Annotated in this window: 13 protein-coding genes; 6 read left to right on the top strand and 7 right to left on the bottom strand. The window is 56.6% G+C overall.

The window, feature by feature from the left end; all coding sequences use genetic code 11:
* Positions 1-57: 57 nt before the first annotated feature.
* Both PSH69_RS17615 and PSH69_RS17620 read right to left on the bottom strand, forming a co-directional pair.
* The gene (locus tag PSH69_RS17615; RefSeq protein ID WP_305409254.1) at positions 58-3207 is read right to left on the bottom strand and encodes an efflux RND transporter permease subunit; all 3150 of its coding nucleotides are present in this window, start codon (positions 3205-3207) and stop codon (positions 58-60) included.
* Complete coding sequence (locus tag PSH69_RS17620) at positions 3204-4313, bottom strand: efflux RND transporter periplasmic adaptor subunit (RefSeq protein ID WP_305409255.1); 1110 nt, start codon at positions 4311-4313, stop codon at positions 3204-3206. Before PSH69_RS17620 ends, PSH69_RS17615 begins: the two co-directional genes overlap by 4 nt.
* 220 nt (positions 4314-4533) lie before the next feature.
* Between PSH69_RS17620 and PSH69_RS17625 the strand changes: the two genes are divergently transcribed.
* Both PSH69_RS17625 and PSH69_RS17630 read left to right on the top strand, forming a co-directional pair.
* On the top strand, positions 4534-5994 hold the full coding sequence (locus PSH69_RS17625; RefSeq protein ID WP_305409256.1) for an efflux transporter outer membrane subunit: 1461 nt from the start codon (positions 4534-4536) through the stop codon (positions 5992-5994).
* Positions 5995-6133: 139 nt separating this feature from the next.
* Complete coding sequence (locus tag PSH69_RS17630; protein ID WP_305409257.1) at positions 6134-6919, top strand: SDR family oxidoreductase; 786 nt, start codon at positions 6134-6136, stop codon at positions 6917-6919.
* A gap of 111 nt (positions 6920-7030) precedes the next feature.
* On the opposite strand, the gene PSH69_RS17635 is transcribed toward PSH69_RS17630, so the two are convergent.
* The 3 genes from PSH69_RS17635 to PSH69_RS17645 form a co-directional block, all read right to left on the bottom strand.
* The gene (locus tag PSH69_RS17635; RefSeq protein ID WP_305409258.1) at positions 7031-8302 is read right to left on the bottom strand and encodes an OmpP1/FadL family transporter; all 1272 of its coding nucleotides are present in this window, start codon (positions 8300-8302) and stop codon (positions 7031-7033) included.
* A 198-nt stretch (positions 8303-8500) separates the two neighbouring features.
* The gene (locus PSH69_RS17640; protein ID WP_305409259.1) at positions 8501-9127 is read right to left on the bottom strand and encodes a TetR/AcrR family transcriptional regulator; all 627 of its coding nucleotides are present in this window, start codon (positions 9125-9127) and stop codon (positions 8501-8503) included.
* Between the two features lie 440 nt (positions 9128-9567).
* Complete coding sequence (locus tag PSH69_RS17645) at positions 9568-10494, bottom strand: AraC family transcriptional regulator (RefSeq protein WP_305409260.1); 927 nt, start codon at positions 10492-10494, stop codon at positions 9568-9570.
* A 165-nt stretch (positions 10495-10659) separates the two neighbouring features.
* Between PSH69_RS17645 and PSH69_RS17650 the strand changes: the two genes are divergently transcribed.
* The 3 genes from PSH69_RS17650 (at position 10660) to PSH69_RS17660 (ending at position 14074) form a co-directional block, all read left to right on the top strand.
* A complete protein-coding gene (locus tag PSH69_RS17650; RefSeq protein ID WP_305409261.1) occupies positions 10660-11709 on the top strand; it encodes an NAD(P)-dependent alcohol dehydrogenase in 1050 nt (349 codons plus the stop codon).
* Positions 11710-11753: 44 nt separating this feature from the next.
* Positions 11754-12776, top strand: coding sequence for an alpha/beta hydrolase (locus tag PSH69_RS17655; protein ID WP_305409262.1), 1023 nt, complete (start codon positions 11754-11756; stop codon positions 12774-12776).
* A gap of 89 nt (positions 12777-12865) precedes the next feature.
* A complete protein-coding gene (locus tag PSH69_RS17660) occupies positions 12866-14074 on the top strand; it encodes an MFS transporter (protein WP_305409263.1) in 1209 nt (402 codons plus the stop codon).
* Positions 14075-14146: 72 nt separating this feature from the next.
* Here PSH69_RS17660 and PSH69_RS17665 read toward each other — a convergent pair whose 3' ends face one another.
* Together PSH69_RS17665 and PSH69_RS17670 are read right to left on the bottom strand one after the other, a co-directional pair.
* Positions 14147-14326: a short-chain dehydrogenase/reductase gene (locus PSH69_RS17665; RefSeq protein WP_305409264.1), complete on the bottom strand. Its 180-nt coding sequence runs from the start codon at positions 14324-14326 to the stop codon at positions 14147-14149.
* A 138-nt stretch (positions 14327-14464) separates the two neighbouring features.
* Positions 14465-14896: an Lrp/AsnC family transcriptional regulator gene (locus PSH69_RS17670; RefSeq protein ID WP_305409265.1), complete on the bottom strand. Its 432-nt coding sequence runs from the start codon at positions 14894-14896 to the stop codon at positions 14465-14467.
* Positions 14897-15096: 200 nt separating this feature from the next.
* On the opposite strand from PSH69_RS17670, the gene PSH69_RS17675 reads away from it, so the two are divergent.
* On the top strand, positions 15097-15816 hold the full coding sequence (locus PSH69_RS17675; protein ID WP_305409266.1) for a YitT family protein: 720 nt from the start codon (positions 15097-15099) through the stop codon (positions 15814-15816).
* The last annotated feature ends 35 nt before the right edge of the window (positions 15817-15851 follow it).

Below are 15851 nucleotides of genomic sequence, written 5' to 3' on the forward strand. Positions count from 1 at the left end.
GGTGTCAGGTAAACAGCCACGTCGACGCCCACTAAAGCAGCACGCTATGGCCTACGGCTAAAGCTCTGTGGTTTGGTGAACGTCGAGAGGACGAGGTGGCGTCCTATCCACCAGGCTTGCTTGCTTATTGGCTGGTTCAGTTTTCCCCGTATGGTCAGGACGGATCTTGAACCAGATGGAGTACATCGCTGGCAGGAACACCAGCGTCATGATGGTTCCGACGAACGTGCCTCCGATCAGCGTGTAGGCCAGCGTCCCCCAGAAGACGGAGTGTGTCAGGGGAATGAATGCCAGGATTGCCGCCAGCGCTGTCAGCAGTACCGGGCGGGCACGTTGGACCGTGGCTTCGATCACCGCGTGAAACGGATCCAGCCCTTCTTGCACGTTGTGATGGATTTGCCCAATCAGAATCAGCGTATTGCGCATCAAAATGCCTGAAAGGGCGATTAGACCTACCAGAGCGTTGATACCAAACGGCTGCTGGAAGATAAGCAGTGTCGGCACCACACCAATCAACCCCAGTGGCGAGGTGAGGAACACCATGACCATCGCCGAGATCGAACGTACCTGCAGAATAATGATCAGCAGCGTCATGGCAATCATGATCGGGAACAGCGGCAACATCGCTTTACCGGCTTTGCCCGACTCCTCGATTGCACCCGCCTGCTCGATCCGGTACCCGTCAGGCAGCTGGTCGATGACCGGCTGCAGCTCCTTCATGATCACGCTCGAGACGTCCGGTGGCTGCAGGCCTTCGGCAATATCACCGCGCACGGTAATGGTCGGCGTGCGGTCACGACGTCGGAGAATCGGATCTTCCATACGAACATCGACCTCTCCCACCTGAGACAGCGGAATCCGCTGACCCGCCGAGCCTACCAGAGTAAAACCTTCTATCCTGGCGGGATCGAGCCGGATATCACCCGCTGCGCGACCGACCACCTGCACCGAACGAATGTCCTCACGAACCGCAGTGATCGGTACTCCGGCCAACAGGAACTGCAGTTGCTGCGCGACTGAGTTTGACGTCAACCCCACCGCCTCCAAGCGATCCTGATCCAGAGCGAAATGCAGCGTCGGCGTCAGTGGCCCCCAGTCAGTGTTGACAGTTCTCATCATCGAGCTCGACTGCATCACGTCCTGTACCTGGCTCGCGATCTCGCGCAATTTTGACGGATCAGGCCCCATCACCCGATAGGCAACAGGGAACGGCGAATATGGACCAAACACAAGCTGAGTCACCCTGACACGCGCTTCTGGGGCAAGTCCCTCAGCAGCGGCCTCGCGGAGACGGAACTTGAGGGCCTCGCGCTCCTCCTGGCTGTCCGTCAGCACCACAATCTTCGCGAACGATGGATCAGGGAGTTCCGGCGCCATCGCCAGATAGAAACGCGGCGCGCCTTGTCCGATATAAGCGGTGACGATTTTTGCCTCACCCTGCTTTTGCAGCCAGGCCTCTATCTTGGCGGTGGTGGCGCTGGTCTGCTCAATGGAGGTTCCATAAGGCATTTGCACTTCAATCAATACCTCTGGACGGTCCGAGGTAGGGAAGAACTGTTTCTTGACCAGGCTCATGCCGAGAATCGCCACGCCAAACATTGCGATAACAGTACCGGCTACCAGCCATTTGCGAGCGATGACACGCGTCAATACCTGGCGGAAGCGGTTGTAATTTCGGGTGTTGTAGATGGCCGCATGACCACCCTCCACCTTCTTGATGTTCGGCAACATCTTCACACCCAGGTACGGGGTAAAAGCTACCGCAACCACCCAGGAGGCAATCAGGGCAATGCCCACGATCCAGAACATGTTGCTGGTGTACTCGCCGGCTGTCGACTGCGCGAAACCGTTGGGCATAAAGCCGATAGCCGTCACCAGCGTACCGGAAAGCATCGGCGCGGCTGTATGACTCCAGGCGTACGCGGAAGCTTTGATGCGGTCGTAGCCCTCTTCCATTTTCACCACCATCATTTCGATAGCAATGATGGCGTCGTCCACCAACAGTCCGAGCGCCAGAATCAACGAGCCAAGGGTGATACGGTCAAAGTTCTTTCCAGTGGACGCCATCACCACAAACACCACCGCCAACGTCAACGGCACAGCCGCAGCGACCACAACCCCTACACGCCAGCCCATGCTGAGAAAGCAGACAAGCATCACCACAAGCAGCGCGACGAAAAACTTGACCATGAACTCGCCGACGGCCGAACTGATATTTACAGATTGATCGGTGACCTTGGAGAGCGTCATGCCCAACGGCATGCCTTCATTGATCTTGACCGTCTCCGCGTCCAACGCCTTGCCCAGGTCAAGACCGTTCCAACCCTCACGCATCACGATCCCCAGCAACAAGGCCTCTTCACCGTTATTACGCACGAGAAAGGTTGCCGGATCTTCATAACCACGTTCGATCGTCGCCACGTCCGAGAGCTTCAGCGTCCGCCCCTGAACCGCAATGGGTGTGTCACGAATCTTCTGCACCTTGTCGAAGGCGCCATCCAGCCGGAGGAAGATTTGTGGCCCGTCGCTTTCGATCGAACCGGCAGGCGTGAGCACGTTCTGATTATTCAGCGCGGCAAAGATGTCCTGAGGTGATACGCCCAAGGTGGCCAGCCGATCATGGGAAAAGGAAACAAAGATGCGCTCGGGTTGCTCCCCAATAATGTTGACCTTCTTCACGCCCGGCACATGCAGCAGTTGTTGGCGCAACGACTCTGCATCACGTACCAACAGTCGCTGCGGTTCGCCTTTGGCTTTCAGGGCGAACAGTGCAAATGTCACGTCCGAAAACTCGTCGTTGACCATTGGCCCGATGACACCCGCCGGCAGCTTCCTGGCCTCATCGTCGAGCTTTTTACGCGCCTGATAGAACTCCTCCTGCACCTGCGCGGGCGGCGTGCTATCGCGCAGTGACACCATGGTGAAGGCGAGGCCAGGACGGGTGTAGGTTTCCGTGCGGTCGTACCATTTCAGTTCTTGCAGGCGCTTTTCAAGTGGCTCTGCTACCTGATCCTGCATCTCCTGCGCCGTGGCGCCCGGCCACGCGGTAATGACCGTCAACTGCTTGACCGTAAACGGAGGATCTTCCGCACGCCCCAGCTGGAAGAACGACAGGATGCCCGCAACGGCGATCAGGAAGATCAAAAACACCGTGATGGAGCGCTCGCGAACGGCGATCGCGGAGAGATTGAAGCGCCCCTCGCTCATGGATGACTCCCTGCGACCTTGACGCCATCCGGTTGAGCCAGCCTCACCTCCTCACCATCGCGCAGCAGATGCGCGCCTAACGCTACAATCTGCTCGCCGACCTTGAGATCGCCTGCGACTCGCGCTGCGTCGTCGCTCAAGCCCAAGATTTGAACAGGTCGCCAGGCCACCTTCGCAGGTGTACCGGCAATGACCCACACGCCAGTGCCTTGGCCTGGGTCATAAACGGCAGCGATCGGCACTTGTAGCCCCTGCCCTTGCGTGGCGCCTTCAGCGATCCGAAGCGTGACGGTCGAACCTAGCGGTGCATTGGCCAGCGCGCCCTCAAGCACATACCGCGCCTCGAAGGTGCGTGTCATTCGGTCGGCCGAGTCAGAAAGCAACCTCAGCTTCGCTGTAACAGCACCCGTGGTATTGCCATAAAGCGTCGCCTGCGCGGTGGATCCTGCTGCGGGGCGTAGCGTCTCGGGCAGATGCACGATGGCTTCGCGCTGCCCCGCCCGCGCCAGTCGAACCACGGGCTGCCCCGGGCTGACGACTTGCCCGGGCTCGGCGAGCGTCTCCACCACTACGCCGTCGGAATCCGCAAACAGCACCGCATAACCAGAAGCATTGCGGGCTACATCAGCCTGCGCTTCAGCGGCGCTGAGCTGCGCCTTTGCGGTATCCGCTGCGGCTTTGATCTGGTCGTAAGCCGATGCGGAAATAGCGCCTGCGGCGACCAGGTCGCGATATCGCGCCTCGTCATCTGCAGTCTGCTTGGCTCGGGCCCGAGCGGCTATGACTGACTCTTGCTGTGCTCGCGCCTGCAACCCCAGGTCGATTGGGTCGAGACGCATGAGTGGCTGACCACGCTTAACGGTCTGACCGGTGTCAACCAGACGCTCAAGCACCTTGCCTGATACCCGGAAGCCCAGGTCGCCCTGGACGCGGGCAGCCACGACGCCCGTGAAAGAACGTGAGACGTCGGACGAACCCTGAACCGCAGAGGACCTCACCAGAGGGGCATGCGTGCGTGGATCTTCAACGGTGGATGAGTCGCCACACGCCGTCAGGACGAGAGGCAACAAGCAAACGGCAATGGGGACAGGTCGAAGCCGGCGCATAGGTTCCCTTACTTAAACAAATAGGACTGGCGCTTCATTCTCAGTCTAGTGACCATTTCTGTCAATGGTCACGAACCATGAAGTACCGAACCCCATGATCTCAGCACTAGTATTGCCGAATACTGCTGGCCAACCTCCAACTTAGCCCAAAGAGCGTCGATTGACAGATAGTGACCATAACGTAATATAGTCACAAACATCCTCAATTGAAGGTACCTCAATGCCTCCCCTCCGCCCCATTGCTCTCTTGGTGAGTGCCAGCTTGATGACAGGTTGCGCGGTCGGTCCGGACTATCACCGTCCGGACGCCCCACTGTCGGACCATTACTTGGGGCAGTCTTCTGTCGAACAGAGGCCTGGGGCGACGCCGGCCAGTCTTGTCGCCTGGTGGGAAGGCTTTGGTGATCCGCTGTTAGCCGACTTCGTCTCCAGGGCACTTGAGCAGAACCTGGACCTGGCGCAGGCGTCGGCGCGAGTCACGCAGGCGCGGGCAGGACTGGGCGCTGCAAGTGCCGCTTTACTGCCCTCGGGGAACATCAGCGGACAGGCCGCGCGCTCCTACCAGTCAATCGAGACGCCGCTCGGCCAGGTGTTGAACTCAACGCCTGGCTATGACCGGTACGGAAGTTCCTACGAGGCCAACCTCGATGCCAGCTGGGAGGTAGATGTCTTTGGCGGATTGCGCCGCGGACGCGAGGCTGCTCTGGCCGAGTACCAGGCTTCCCAGGCGGGCGCCGCTGCCACACGATTGGCCGTCGCTGCACAGACCGCCGATGTCTACATCACTATCCGCGGACTGCAGACCCGGCTGGACATTGCGAACCGACAAGTCAAAACACAGCGAGAGCTACTAGAGAAAGTCCAATTGCTCTACAGCAAGGGGCTCGCCGCCAACTATCAGGTTCGCCAGGCCGAGGGGGCGCTATCGCAGGTCCAGGCGACAGTGCCGGTCCTGCAGACCGGTCTGGATGCTGCCATGAATGCGCTGGATGTCATGCTCGGCACGCCGCCAGGCACTCACCGCACACAACTGGCAAGTGCGGGGAGCATTCCTGTAGCGCCGCAGTTAAAGACGATGGGAACGCCGGCCGATTTGCTGCGCCGCAGGCCAGACCTCATTGTGGCTGAGCGCCGTCTGGCGGCTTCAAACGCACGCATCGGGGAGGCGATTGCTGAGTACTACCCGAAATTCTCCCTCAGCGCATTGCTGGGTAGTGCTACGGCTGTATCCGCAGGCAATCTTTTCACCAGCGGCGCCAGCCAGTCAGCGGGCGTACTGGGCCTGCACTGGAGACTCTTCGACTTCGGTCGCATAAACGCCCAAATCGACCAAGCCAAGGGACAAGAAGCCGAAACCCTGGCCGCTTACCGTCAGTCCGTGCTGCGCGCCACCGAGGATGTCGAAAACGCGCTCTCCTCCCTGGTGAATCGGGAAGCTCAAGCAGCCACCCTCACCGGGGGTGAGGCGTCTCTGACACAGGCTCGCCAATCGTCGTTCATTGCCTATGAGAAAGGCACGGCCAGCCTGATCGATGTCCTGCACGCCGACGAGACGATGCTGCAGGCTTCCGATGCTCGGGCACAAGCACGAACGGAATCGGCACGGGCGGCGGTTGCGGCATTCAAGGCGCTCGGTGGTGGCTGGCAGCCTCCTGAAACTCAGCCTGTTGCGACACGATGATTTAACCAGGTGACGTAGCACTTGATGCACGCACCTCCCCCCCTCTTTCAGCTACTACCCAATCCGAGAGTGGGTTCGCTCACCGACTGACGCGGTCAGCAGCCAATTGCTCAATAGAAACCAACCGGAGTAAAGCGAAATGAAGTCGAACGAAAATTCCTGGGTGCTCATCACCGGCGCATCAAGCGGATTTGGCGAGGAGTTTGCCCGGCAATATGCAGCGCAGGGAAAATCGCTCGTTCTGGTAGCAAGAAGGCTGAGTAAGCTCGAAGCGCTATCGGCGCAGTTGCGCGAACGCTTCGGCGTTGATGTGATCGTCGAACAAGTAGACCTGTCCTCGATCCCGGCGATCATCGGACTGCATGAGCGACTCAGCGAACGCAATATAGTGATCGATGTGCTCATCAACAATGCGGGTCATGGATTGCAGGGGCCTTTCCTGGATCAACCTCTGGATGAGTCCCTGACCATGATTGATTTGGATATCGCCAGCCTGACAGCCCTGACACGCCTTTTCGCGGCCGACATGCGAGCCCGCAAACGTGGGCACATCCTGATGGTCGCCAGCTTGCTGTCCTTCCAGGGCGTGAAGAATTTCGCCGTTTACTCTGCCGCGAAAGCCTATGTTCTTCGCTTCTCTGATGCGCTTCATCGCGAACTGAAAAATGACGGCGTCGTCGTTACCGCTCTTTGCCCAGGAATGTCGGATACCGGATTTGCAGAAAGCGCCAAGCAACGGATCACACCGACCTTAAAAATGGTGATGATGCAGCCTCAACCCGTCGTGCGTGCAGGAATCCGTGCGCTGCAAGCCGGACGCATGAGTGTGGTGCCGGGTTTTGGCAACAAGGCCATTACTGTCTTGACTTGGGCCACGCCTCGTCGGTTTCATCAGGGCCTTATGGCGCAGGTGATGGGAGTCTGAGGGGGCGACAAAGAGGCCTTTTACCTCAGGGAAAAGGCCCGAGATGTGCTCTTAACGGTCGGGAGGCAACGCGTGCTCCCGACAGGACATTCATCGTGTAACAGCACTCAATTAGAAGCGGTAACTCACAGACGTACCGAGCCCGTTCGCACTGTTCTTAAATTTGGCACTGTATGCACCTCTGTTCGCAGAGGCGTCGTTGATCCGCACGCTCTCCTCCCATAGGTAGGAATAAGCAACATCGATCGTGACATTGTTCGCCGGAGTCCAGCCAGCACCGAAGCTGATAACCTTCCGGTCACCCGTAGGAATACGTGGTCCACGGTTGGTGTTGTTGGTGGGAGACTGGTCGACCGAGAAGCCTGCGCGAAGTACCCATTGGCTGTTCAATTTGTACGCCGTGCCGATAGCGTGAGCCCACGTATCATGCCAGTTCTGTTCTTCGGTAATCGTGCCCAGGGAGCCGCTCAACAAAGGGGGTAAACCCGTGTTCTCGATGGTTAACTCTTTGAAGCGACTCCAGCGTGTCCAGGTACTCCCCAAATATAGAGTCCAGTCATTATTGAGCTGATGAGTCACCGAGAAATCCACTGACTCTGGGGTATCCACATCCAGCGAAGCGTCATAACTCCGACCGCTGACCCCCAACACGCTAAAGATGCCGTCGGTGACCTTGGTCTTGGCGTCCAAGTGGTAACTGACCTTGGAATGGTAAGTCATGCCCAAGCGAGTTTGGTCTGTAGCCTGCACCAGGATACCGGCGTTGAAACCGAGGGCCGTGTCATCGCCCGTGCTTTTGAGTTTTCCGTCATTGCGACCTGGGCTAAGTGGATTGGGCACCATCCCGGACAGCTCACCGGTGATGCGGTTGATGGTCGGACCGAAGCCGATCGAAACTTTGTCGTTGAAGGCATAGCTGATGGTGGGCTGGAACGTAAGGGTCGTGACCTCACTTTTGTTGGCGTAGTAACGCCCGGCAAAACCGCTGCCATAGTCAGTCATCAGACCGAAAGGTACATAAAAACCTACACCGAACGCCCAATGCTCATCGATGGGTTTGACGTAGTAACCCATAGGCACTGTGGTGGTTGGCACCATGTCGCCGTCTTCCTGGCCCCCGAATGTACTGCGGGTTTGGCTTATGTCGGTCTTCGCGAATAGAGTCGCCGCGCCCACGCTGACCTGCTCTCTTTTCAATCGAGACATACCCGCCGGATTACCGAAGACCGTGCTCGCATCTTCAGCGGATGAGGAGCGCCCGGCAAACCCGGCCCCCATCCCACTGACGCTTTGTTCATTGAGAGCGAAACCGCTTGCAAACACATTTGAAGATGCGAGCACGACAGCGAGGCCAAATGGGCTCTTGAGCACTATTTTTTTCATTGTTTGAACTCTATGGGATCACTGAGATGAAGCAGTAGAAGCAACGGCCCACCATATTTATTCATGTGACCGATTCAGTCAACGGTCACAATGCGAATAAATGAAATGCCCTTCGACGACTGGAAGAAGGGCAAAGTGAAAAGCCGTTTTGGTGATGTGTCGCTTACACAGGCATGACGTAAAACCGTTAGCCGAAGGTCAAGGCATGAGGCTACGCAAAATGAGGTTGGAGGTGAGCGTGGGCGCCTCCTCGACATAATCGAGGTTGTACTGCAGGAGTAATGGATTGACGAAAGGCCGCAAAGCCAGATGTATCGCTTCTACTGTTTCGTCCAGGGGAGTCTTGCGTTCAAATTCGCCGATCTCTCGCCCCTCCCGCACGATTTGCAACACGAAGCGTTTGATCTGTGCGTCATAAGCCTGCGTACTGGGCCAGCTTTCCGACGCCGCAAATGCTGCAATGTCATAGAGTTTTCGGTCGTTAAAGAACAGATTCACACCTGTGGCGATCACAGTTTTGACCAATCGTCGAAAGCGCTCCGTCGGCGACAGGTCTTCTACATTGATCGCCTGCTCCACAGCCGCGACGATTTCTGCCAGACAATTTGCGCAGATGGCTTCACCGATCGCCTGCTTGGAATCAAAAAATTTGTAGATGTAGGCCTTGGAAAACCCGATGGTCTTAGCCAGGTCGGAAACCGTGGTTTTGCCGTAGCCGTATTGACTGAAGTGTTCGTTGGCCGCCACGACAATCTGGTCTCGAATGTCGTGATCGGCAGGACCACGGGGGCTGGGCGAAGATGAAGATATTGATGGCTGATTCATGAGAACAGCTTACTCACCCAATCGCCGACTGACAACTTGTGACCGATAAGATATCTAGTCACGAATCGGCCATTTTGAACGACTTTTCCGAGCGCCCACAAACTTCATCACTTGAGCCGGTCGACAGTGGCTGCCTCGAAGAGTTGCTGCTGCGCGACGCACGACTGATTTATTGGAGAACATTATCTGATAGTCCTTCAGTGGTGAGCGCTGCCGCCGAGACTGGTTCGGGGAACGGAACTGCGAACGAAGGTGTCATCTGTATTAGGCACCGTGGTGTCGCAATCCTGTTGGGATAGAGAGGTGGCTTTCATGAACAATATTATCTACATCGTCGGGGCAGTTGTGATTGTCCTGGTTATTCTGTCGTTTGTCGGCCTTGTATAGCCTTAGCTGCCAGCTGAGAGCCGTCCTGATGGCGCCTGCCTGACAGGGTGTATTTATGTTGCTACCCCCTGCCCTCGCAACATCGCAATATCCCGCTTGGGGGGTACGCCAAACAGACGGCTGTATTCGCGACTGAACTGCGACGGGCTTTCATAGCCGACCTGGTAGGCTGCGCTTGATACTTCCTGATGCTCGTTGAGCATCAATCGCCTCGCCTCGTTCAATCGCAGCCACTTCTGGTACTGCAACGGGCTCATCGAGGTGAGCTGGCGGAAGTGGTGATGAAAGGTGGGTGTGCTCATCTGCACTCGCGCCGCAAGTTCTTCGACGCGAAGCGCCGAGGCGTAATTCAACTTCAGCCAGTCGATGGCTTTTGCGATGCGATAACCCTGGCCATCGACCGAGGTAATCTGCCGCAACCTGGCAGCCTGATCGCTCTTCAAGAGACGATAGTGAATTTCGCGCTGAATCAGGGGCGCAAGCACAGGGATGGCTTCGGGTTCATCGAGTAGCGCCAGCAAGCGCTCGAACGACGCCAACATGGCAGGCGTTACTGAACCAATCCCGACACCTTTCACCACTGATCGATCACGGGCTGGCGGCAAGTCACCCTGCACTATCAGCTCAGCCAGCATGCGCAGATCGAGCTTCAAAGTCAGCCCCAGGCATGGCTGCTCCGGGCTTGCCACCAGCACCTCAGAATTGGCGGGCAAGTCCAATGAGGTGATCAGAAATCGCGACGTGTCATACGGGTAGCCCTCGCCACCTACCCACAGCTGTTTCTCCCCCTGGGCGACGAGGATGATGCTTGGCTCGACCATGCAGACGACGGGCGGCGACGGATGTTCGCGCCTGAAAAAGCCCAGGCCCGTAATGGGCGTACCGTAGTCGCCTGGTTTCGGGATCTGCTCGCCAATGATCCGCGCAAGCGTTTCTTGTGGCGACAGGTGTTGAGCAGCGGTGTCGTGTTTGATCGTCATGTTCGCCTTGTACCTCTTCGCTGAACTCTAACTCGCCCGCTCGTGACCGTCCTGCAAAAAAACAGAGACTCATAGAATCAGGCAAATAATCCAGCGCAATGCACTACAGGGAGTCTGGGCAGAGCCGGAAAATGTTCATCCGACAAAGCCATTGAGGACTCTCCCATGCTTGTACAAGCCTATGGTGCTCATGCGGGTGACAAGCCCCTTGAACCGTTGCAAATCATTCGCCGCACACCCGCCGCCCATGACGTTCAGATCGATATTGCCTTTTGCGGCATCTGCCATTCGGACTTGCACCAGGTGCGCGCCGAGTGGGCAGGCACGCAATTTCCCTGCGTACCGGGGCACGAAATTGTGGGCCGTGTATCGGCGGTCGGCGCGCATGTTGTGGATTTCAAAGTCGGCGATCTGGTCGGTGTCGGTTGCATCGTCGACAGCTGCAAACACTGTGAAGACTGTGCCACGGGGCTGGAAAACTATTGCGACGGCATGGTCGGTACCTACAACTTCCCGACCCCGGACGAACCCGGCTGGACGCTCGGCGGCTACTCGCAAAACATCGTGGTGCATGAACGTTATGTTCTGCGTATCCGCCATCCCGAAGAACAACTGGCCGCCGTCGCACCACTGCTGTGTGCAGGCATCACCACCTATTCCCCATTACGTCACTGGAACGCCGGGCCGGGCAAGAAAATCGGCGTGGTCGGCATTGGTGGCCTGGGCCACATGGGCATCAAGCTGGCCCACGCGATGGGCGCCCACGTTGTGGCGTTCACTACATCCGAATCCAAGCGCGAAGCGGCGAAGGAGTTAGGCGCTGACGAAGTGGTGGTATCGCGCAACGCTGAGGAGATGGCCGCGCATGCCAAGAGCTTCGACTTCATCCTCAACACCGTCGCAGCCCCCCACGATCTCGATGCCTTCCTGGTTCTACTCAAGCGCGATGGTGCGCTGACCCTGGTCGGTGCGCCCGCCTCGCCGCATCCATCGCCCAATGTGTTCAACCTGATCATGAAACGACGAACGATTGCCGGCTCGATGATCGGTGGTATCCCCGAGACGCAGGAGATGCTGGATTTCTGCGCCGAGCACGGCATCGTCGCCGACATCGAGTTGGTCCGGGTCGATCAGATCAACGAATCCTACGAGCGGATGCTCAAGGGCGACGTCAAGTATCGCTTCGTGATCGACAACGCCACATTGGCTGGCTAAGCAAAAAGCGCCAGCGAATAACCACTCATCAAAAGGACTATCCAGTGAAAGGCATTTTGCTTGCCCTAGGGCTGCTTGTTACCTCTTTTTCTTCAACGGGAGCCGATTTGTCGAACGGCGCGGACAACTTCTACAAAAGCGAAAAAGTGACGGTAGAAAAGGTCTCCTTCAAGAATCAATACGGCATGAAGGTGGTGGGCAATCTGTTCATCCTGAAGAACCTCAATCCTCAATCGAAGAATGCCGCGATCATCGTCGGTCATCCAATGGGGGCAGTGAAGGAGCAGAGTGCAAACCTCTACGCCACAAAAATGGCCGAGCAGGGATTTATCACACTGTCGCTGGACTTGTCCTTCTGGGGTGAAAGTGAGGGCACGCCTCGCCAGGCCGTTTCGCCTGATATCTACGCCGAAGACTTCAGTGCCGCCGTGGACTTTCTCGGCTCTCGCCCATTGGTCGATCGTGAACGTATCGGCGTCATCGGTATTTGCGGCAGTGGCAGCTTCGCCATCAGTGCGGCCAAGATCGATCCGCGTCTGAAGGCCATCGCCACCGTCAGCATGTACGACATGGGCGCCGCCAATCGTAATGGCCTCAAGCACAGTGTAACGATCGAACAACGCCAGCAAATCATTCGCGAAGCGGCGCAGCAGCGCAACGCCGAATTCTGGGGTGGCGAAGTCCGCTATACCAGCGGCTCACCACTGAAGCTAACCGGCAACGCCGTGGGTGACGAGTTCTACGATTTCTATCGCACACCACGTGGTGAGGTCACCCCTGCCGGCGCATCGGCGCAGACAACCACCATGCCGACGCTGACCAGCAACGTGAAATTCATGAACTTCTATCCGTTCAACGACATCGAGACGATCTCCCCTCGCCCACTGCTGTTCATTGCTGGCGCCCGGGCACACTCACTCGAGTTCAGTGAGGATGCCTACAAACGCGCGGCAGAACCTAAAGAACTGCTCATCATTCCAGATGCCGGCCATGTGGATCTTTACGACCGGGTCAACCTCATACCATTCGCCAAGTTGACCACGTTCTTCAAAAGCAACCTGAAGTAGCACTGAGCAGTGCCTTGGCCGGGCATCCGTTCTCACGCGCGGCCTCGTTCCCGGGGCCGCGACGCTTCGCGCATTACAGGATTCAATCAATGATCCAACACACGCTCTCAGGCCCGCGAAAACCTGAACAATCATGGGGTGCCGTATTCGCCATGTCGCTCGCCGCCTTCGTCCTGGTGGCATCGGAGTTCATGCCCGTCAGCCTGCTGACACCGATTGCCGCCGATCTGCATATCACCGAAGGGCAAGCGGGCCAGGGCATTTCAGTCTCCGGGCTGTTTGCGCTATTCGCCAGCCTCCTGACCGCTTCGGTGGCGGCGCGGGTCGACCGCAAGCCACTGCTGTTGTCCCTGACTCTGCTGATGATCGTTTCGGGAACCGTGGTCGCGTTCGCGCCGAACTACTGGGTGTTCATGGCCGGCCGCGCGCTGATCGGCGTGGCAATTGGTGGCTTCTGGTCATTGTCGGCGGCAACTGCCATACGCCTGGTGCCTGACGACCAGATCGCTCGCGCCATGGCAGTCGTCAATGGCGGCAACGCTCTGGCGACAGTGATTGCAGCACCTCTGGGCAGTTTTCTCGGAGCCTTCATCGGATGGCGCGGTGCATTTTTGTGCGTCATCCCGGTCGCGGTAATCGCCAGTATCTGGCTTTGGGCGAGCCTTCCTGCGATGAAGTCGCAAAGCGGTTCAGGCACTGGAAATGTTTTCAGGTTGATGAAAAGCACACCGGTCGCGTTAGGCATGGCGGCGGTCAGTGTCTTTTTCATGGGCCAGTTCATGCTATTTACCTACCTGCGCCCGTTCCTTGAAACGGTCACGCACGTCAGTATTTGCATGCTGTCACTGATGTTGCTCGCCCTCGGTCTGGCAGGCCTCGCGGGAACCTTCCTGATTGAAGCATTCTTGAAAAATGGCCTGCATCGCACCCTCATCGTCATCCCGATATTGATGGCGGCGATCGCGCTGGCACTCGTTTCGTACGGCAGCTCTGTGACTACCACCACCGTCTTGTTGGGCCTCTGGGGGCTGGTTGCGACCGCGGCGCCGGTGGGATGGTGGACATGGCTGGCCAGAACATTGCCAGAGGATGCTGAAGCCGGAGGCGGCTTAATGGTGGCGATCATCCAACTGGCCATTGCATCCGGCGCAACCGTTGGCGGGCTGGTATTTGACTCGAATGGCTATAGAGCGACTTTCGAGTTGAGCGCCACGCTGCTAGGCGTGGCGGCAGTTCTTGCCTTCCTGGCCGCACGCGCAGCTTCGCGAGAGCCTGTTGCATCGGAGAGCATCGCTTGAAAAAACACAAGACGCGCCAAGGCGAGTCTTGTGTTCCCAGTGGGGCAATCGGTTGCAGACTGGACGGTAAAATCAGCGTGCGCTGTCGATGATTTGGCCACCGTCAGGCGTCAGGCTATACCCCGTCAAAAATTGCCCATCCTTGCTGGCGAGAAACAGCACCGCCGGCGCAATGTCCTCTTCGGGTGATCCATGACGGCCAAGTACGTTAGTGGGTGCAGGCACATCGGCCGCAGTATCTGCGACCGGCATGACATTGCTCACCGTTCCTCAAAGAGCCGTGGACGTTAATTACCGATTCAGGGTAGATGAATCGCTGCTGGCGCCGTTCCGGGCAAACAAAATGATCACCCTTGAAATAGCTGACAGCTGACTGTTCTATGTACAGGCTCAAGGGACAAGCTTTCTTCTCTCGATGGGGACAGACAAGACAATGCTTGTACGTGTCTCACCGTACGCGTTGATCTTCGCAATGATATTTTCGATATCGGCCATTGACCTGGCATAGATCCTGATCAGGTAGGAGTCGTTACCCGTGACGTGCAGGCACTCAACGACTTCGGGTATGTCGTTGAGCGTCGCTATCAATTTGGATTTCGCAGGCTTGAGGGTGGTCATGCCGACGACAGCAGATATGCCGAACCCTAGTTTGGTTGGATCTAACTGAGCGCTATATCCCTTGATGACCCCAGAGTCTTCGAGCTTTCGCAACCGATCAGTGGTGGCGGGAATAGAAAGACCTGCGTGCTTGGACAGCTCCGTGATGGAAATGCGACCAAAGTCCTGCACCTCCCCCAAGATTTTGATGTCTATACGATCCATGTAAGCTCCCACAGCAAAAAGTATAAATTTTAATGAAAAGCACCCGGTTTTCATTAAAAAATAATGCACCAAAATAAAGCAGAGTGCTAGTCTATTTGCAGCCCGATAAAGCCTAACAAGAACCCGGGCAATCATTAGCTCTGAATCCTTAGCGTTACGCACTGCATAATAAAATATTCTCCTCCAGGGATGGTGCTCGTATGGAAGATGAAAAAATAAAGTGTGAAAAAAAATCCTATTCATCATTCGCGAATTATATTGGAACGCAAGTCCTAAGTTTTCGTGATTTCAAGATGGATCAGATTTTTATGTATCTGGCTGGAGTCGCACTTTTCTCGGTGGGGGCCAAGCTTTTCATAGTCAGTCAACTGGGGACTGACCCCTTAGATGTCCTGATCATCTCGATAAATAAAATACTCATGCTCGGAATGGGCGTTTGTTCGGGTATCGTTTCTCTATTCTTTCTGCTGTGGTGGATGCTCTGGAACAAGAAATACCCTCCGATAAGCCCATTTATCACAACCACACTTACAGGTCTGTTGATTGACCTCTGGTCCGTGCTGGGGCTTGGAGAGTATTTGATTGTCAGAGTTAATGATTACACGATATTGGCGATGGGTCTGGTGCTGTGTGCTTATTCGTCTGCACTGATTATCATGAGCGGTATTGGTATCAGGATCATGGACCTTGTGGTGCTTACCATGGTGTCCAAATGGGCGTGGTCATTCACCAAAGCCAAAATGATAATTGAAATTGGCATCTTTTCAACCGGATGGCTTCTGGGCGGGCCCTTCGGTGTGGGAACCATTGCATTCTTGTTGGTCATAGGCCCTCTTATACAGCCATTCATGAATATAAACGCCAGGCGTTTTTCACTTAAGAATTATGGATTGACCAGCATTTCTTCCGCCTTTCAATAACCACTAGGGGATTGCTGCCACTGTGGCGGCGGGAT

Origin of the sequence: Pseudomonas sp. FP1740, assembly GCF_030687165.1 — a bacterium.
GTDB lineage: Bacteria > Pseudomonadota > Gammaproteobacteria > Pseudomonadales > Pseudomonadaceae > Aquipseudomonas.

Bases quoted from the DNA above. Each gene is read 5' to 3' on its own strand.
- PSH69_RS17645 (WP_305409260.1), bottom strand. From the start codon at position 10,494: ATGACGATCAAACACGACACCGCTGCTCAACACCTGTCGCCACAAGAA.
- PSH69_RS17615 (WP_305409254.1), bottom strand. From the start codon at position 3,207: ATGAGCGAGGGGCGCTTCAATCTCTCCGCGATCGCCGTTCGCGAGCGC.
- PSH69_RS17630 (WP_305409257.1), top strand. From the start codon at position 6,134: ATGAAGTCGAACGAAAATTCCTGGGTGCTCATCACCGGCGCATCAAGC.
- PSH69_RS17670 (WP_305409265.1), bottom strand. From the start codon at position 14,896: ATGGATCGTATAGACATCAAAATCTTGGGGGAGGTGCAGGACTTTGGT.
- PSH69_RS17665 (WP_305409264.1), bottom strand. From the start codon at position 14,326: ATGCCGGTCGCAGATACTGCGGCCGATGTGCCTGCACCCACTAACGTA.
- PSH69_RS17650 (WP_305409261.1), top strand. From the start codon at position 10,660: ATGCTTGTACAAGCCTATGGTGCTCATGCGGGTGACAAGCCCCTTGAA.
- PSH69_RS17640 (WP_305409259.1), bottom strand. From the start codon at position 9,127: ATGAATCAGCCATCAATATCTTCATCTTCGCCCAGCCCCCGTGGTCCT.
- PSH69_RS17675 (WP_305409266.1), top strand. From the start codon at position 15,097: ATGGAAGATGAAAAAATAAAGTGTGAAAAAAAATCCTATTCATCATTC.
- PSH69_RS17660 (WP_305409263.1), top strand. From the start codon at position 12,866: ATGATCCAACACACGCTCTCAGGCCCGCGAAAACCTGAACAATCATGG.
- PSH69_RS17635 (WP_305409258.1), bottom strand. From the start codon at position 8,302: ATGAAAAAAATAGTGCTCAAGAGCCCATTTGGCCTCGCTGTCGTGCTC.
- PSH69_RS17620 (WP_305409255.1), bottom strand. From the start codon at position 4,313: ATGCGCCGGCTTCGACCTGTCCCCATTGCCGTTTGCTTGTTGCCTCTC.
- PSH69_RS17625 (WP_305409256.1), top strand. From the start codon at position 4,534: ATGCCTCCCCTCCGCCCCATTGCTCTCTTGGTGAGTGCCAGCTTGATG.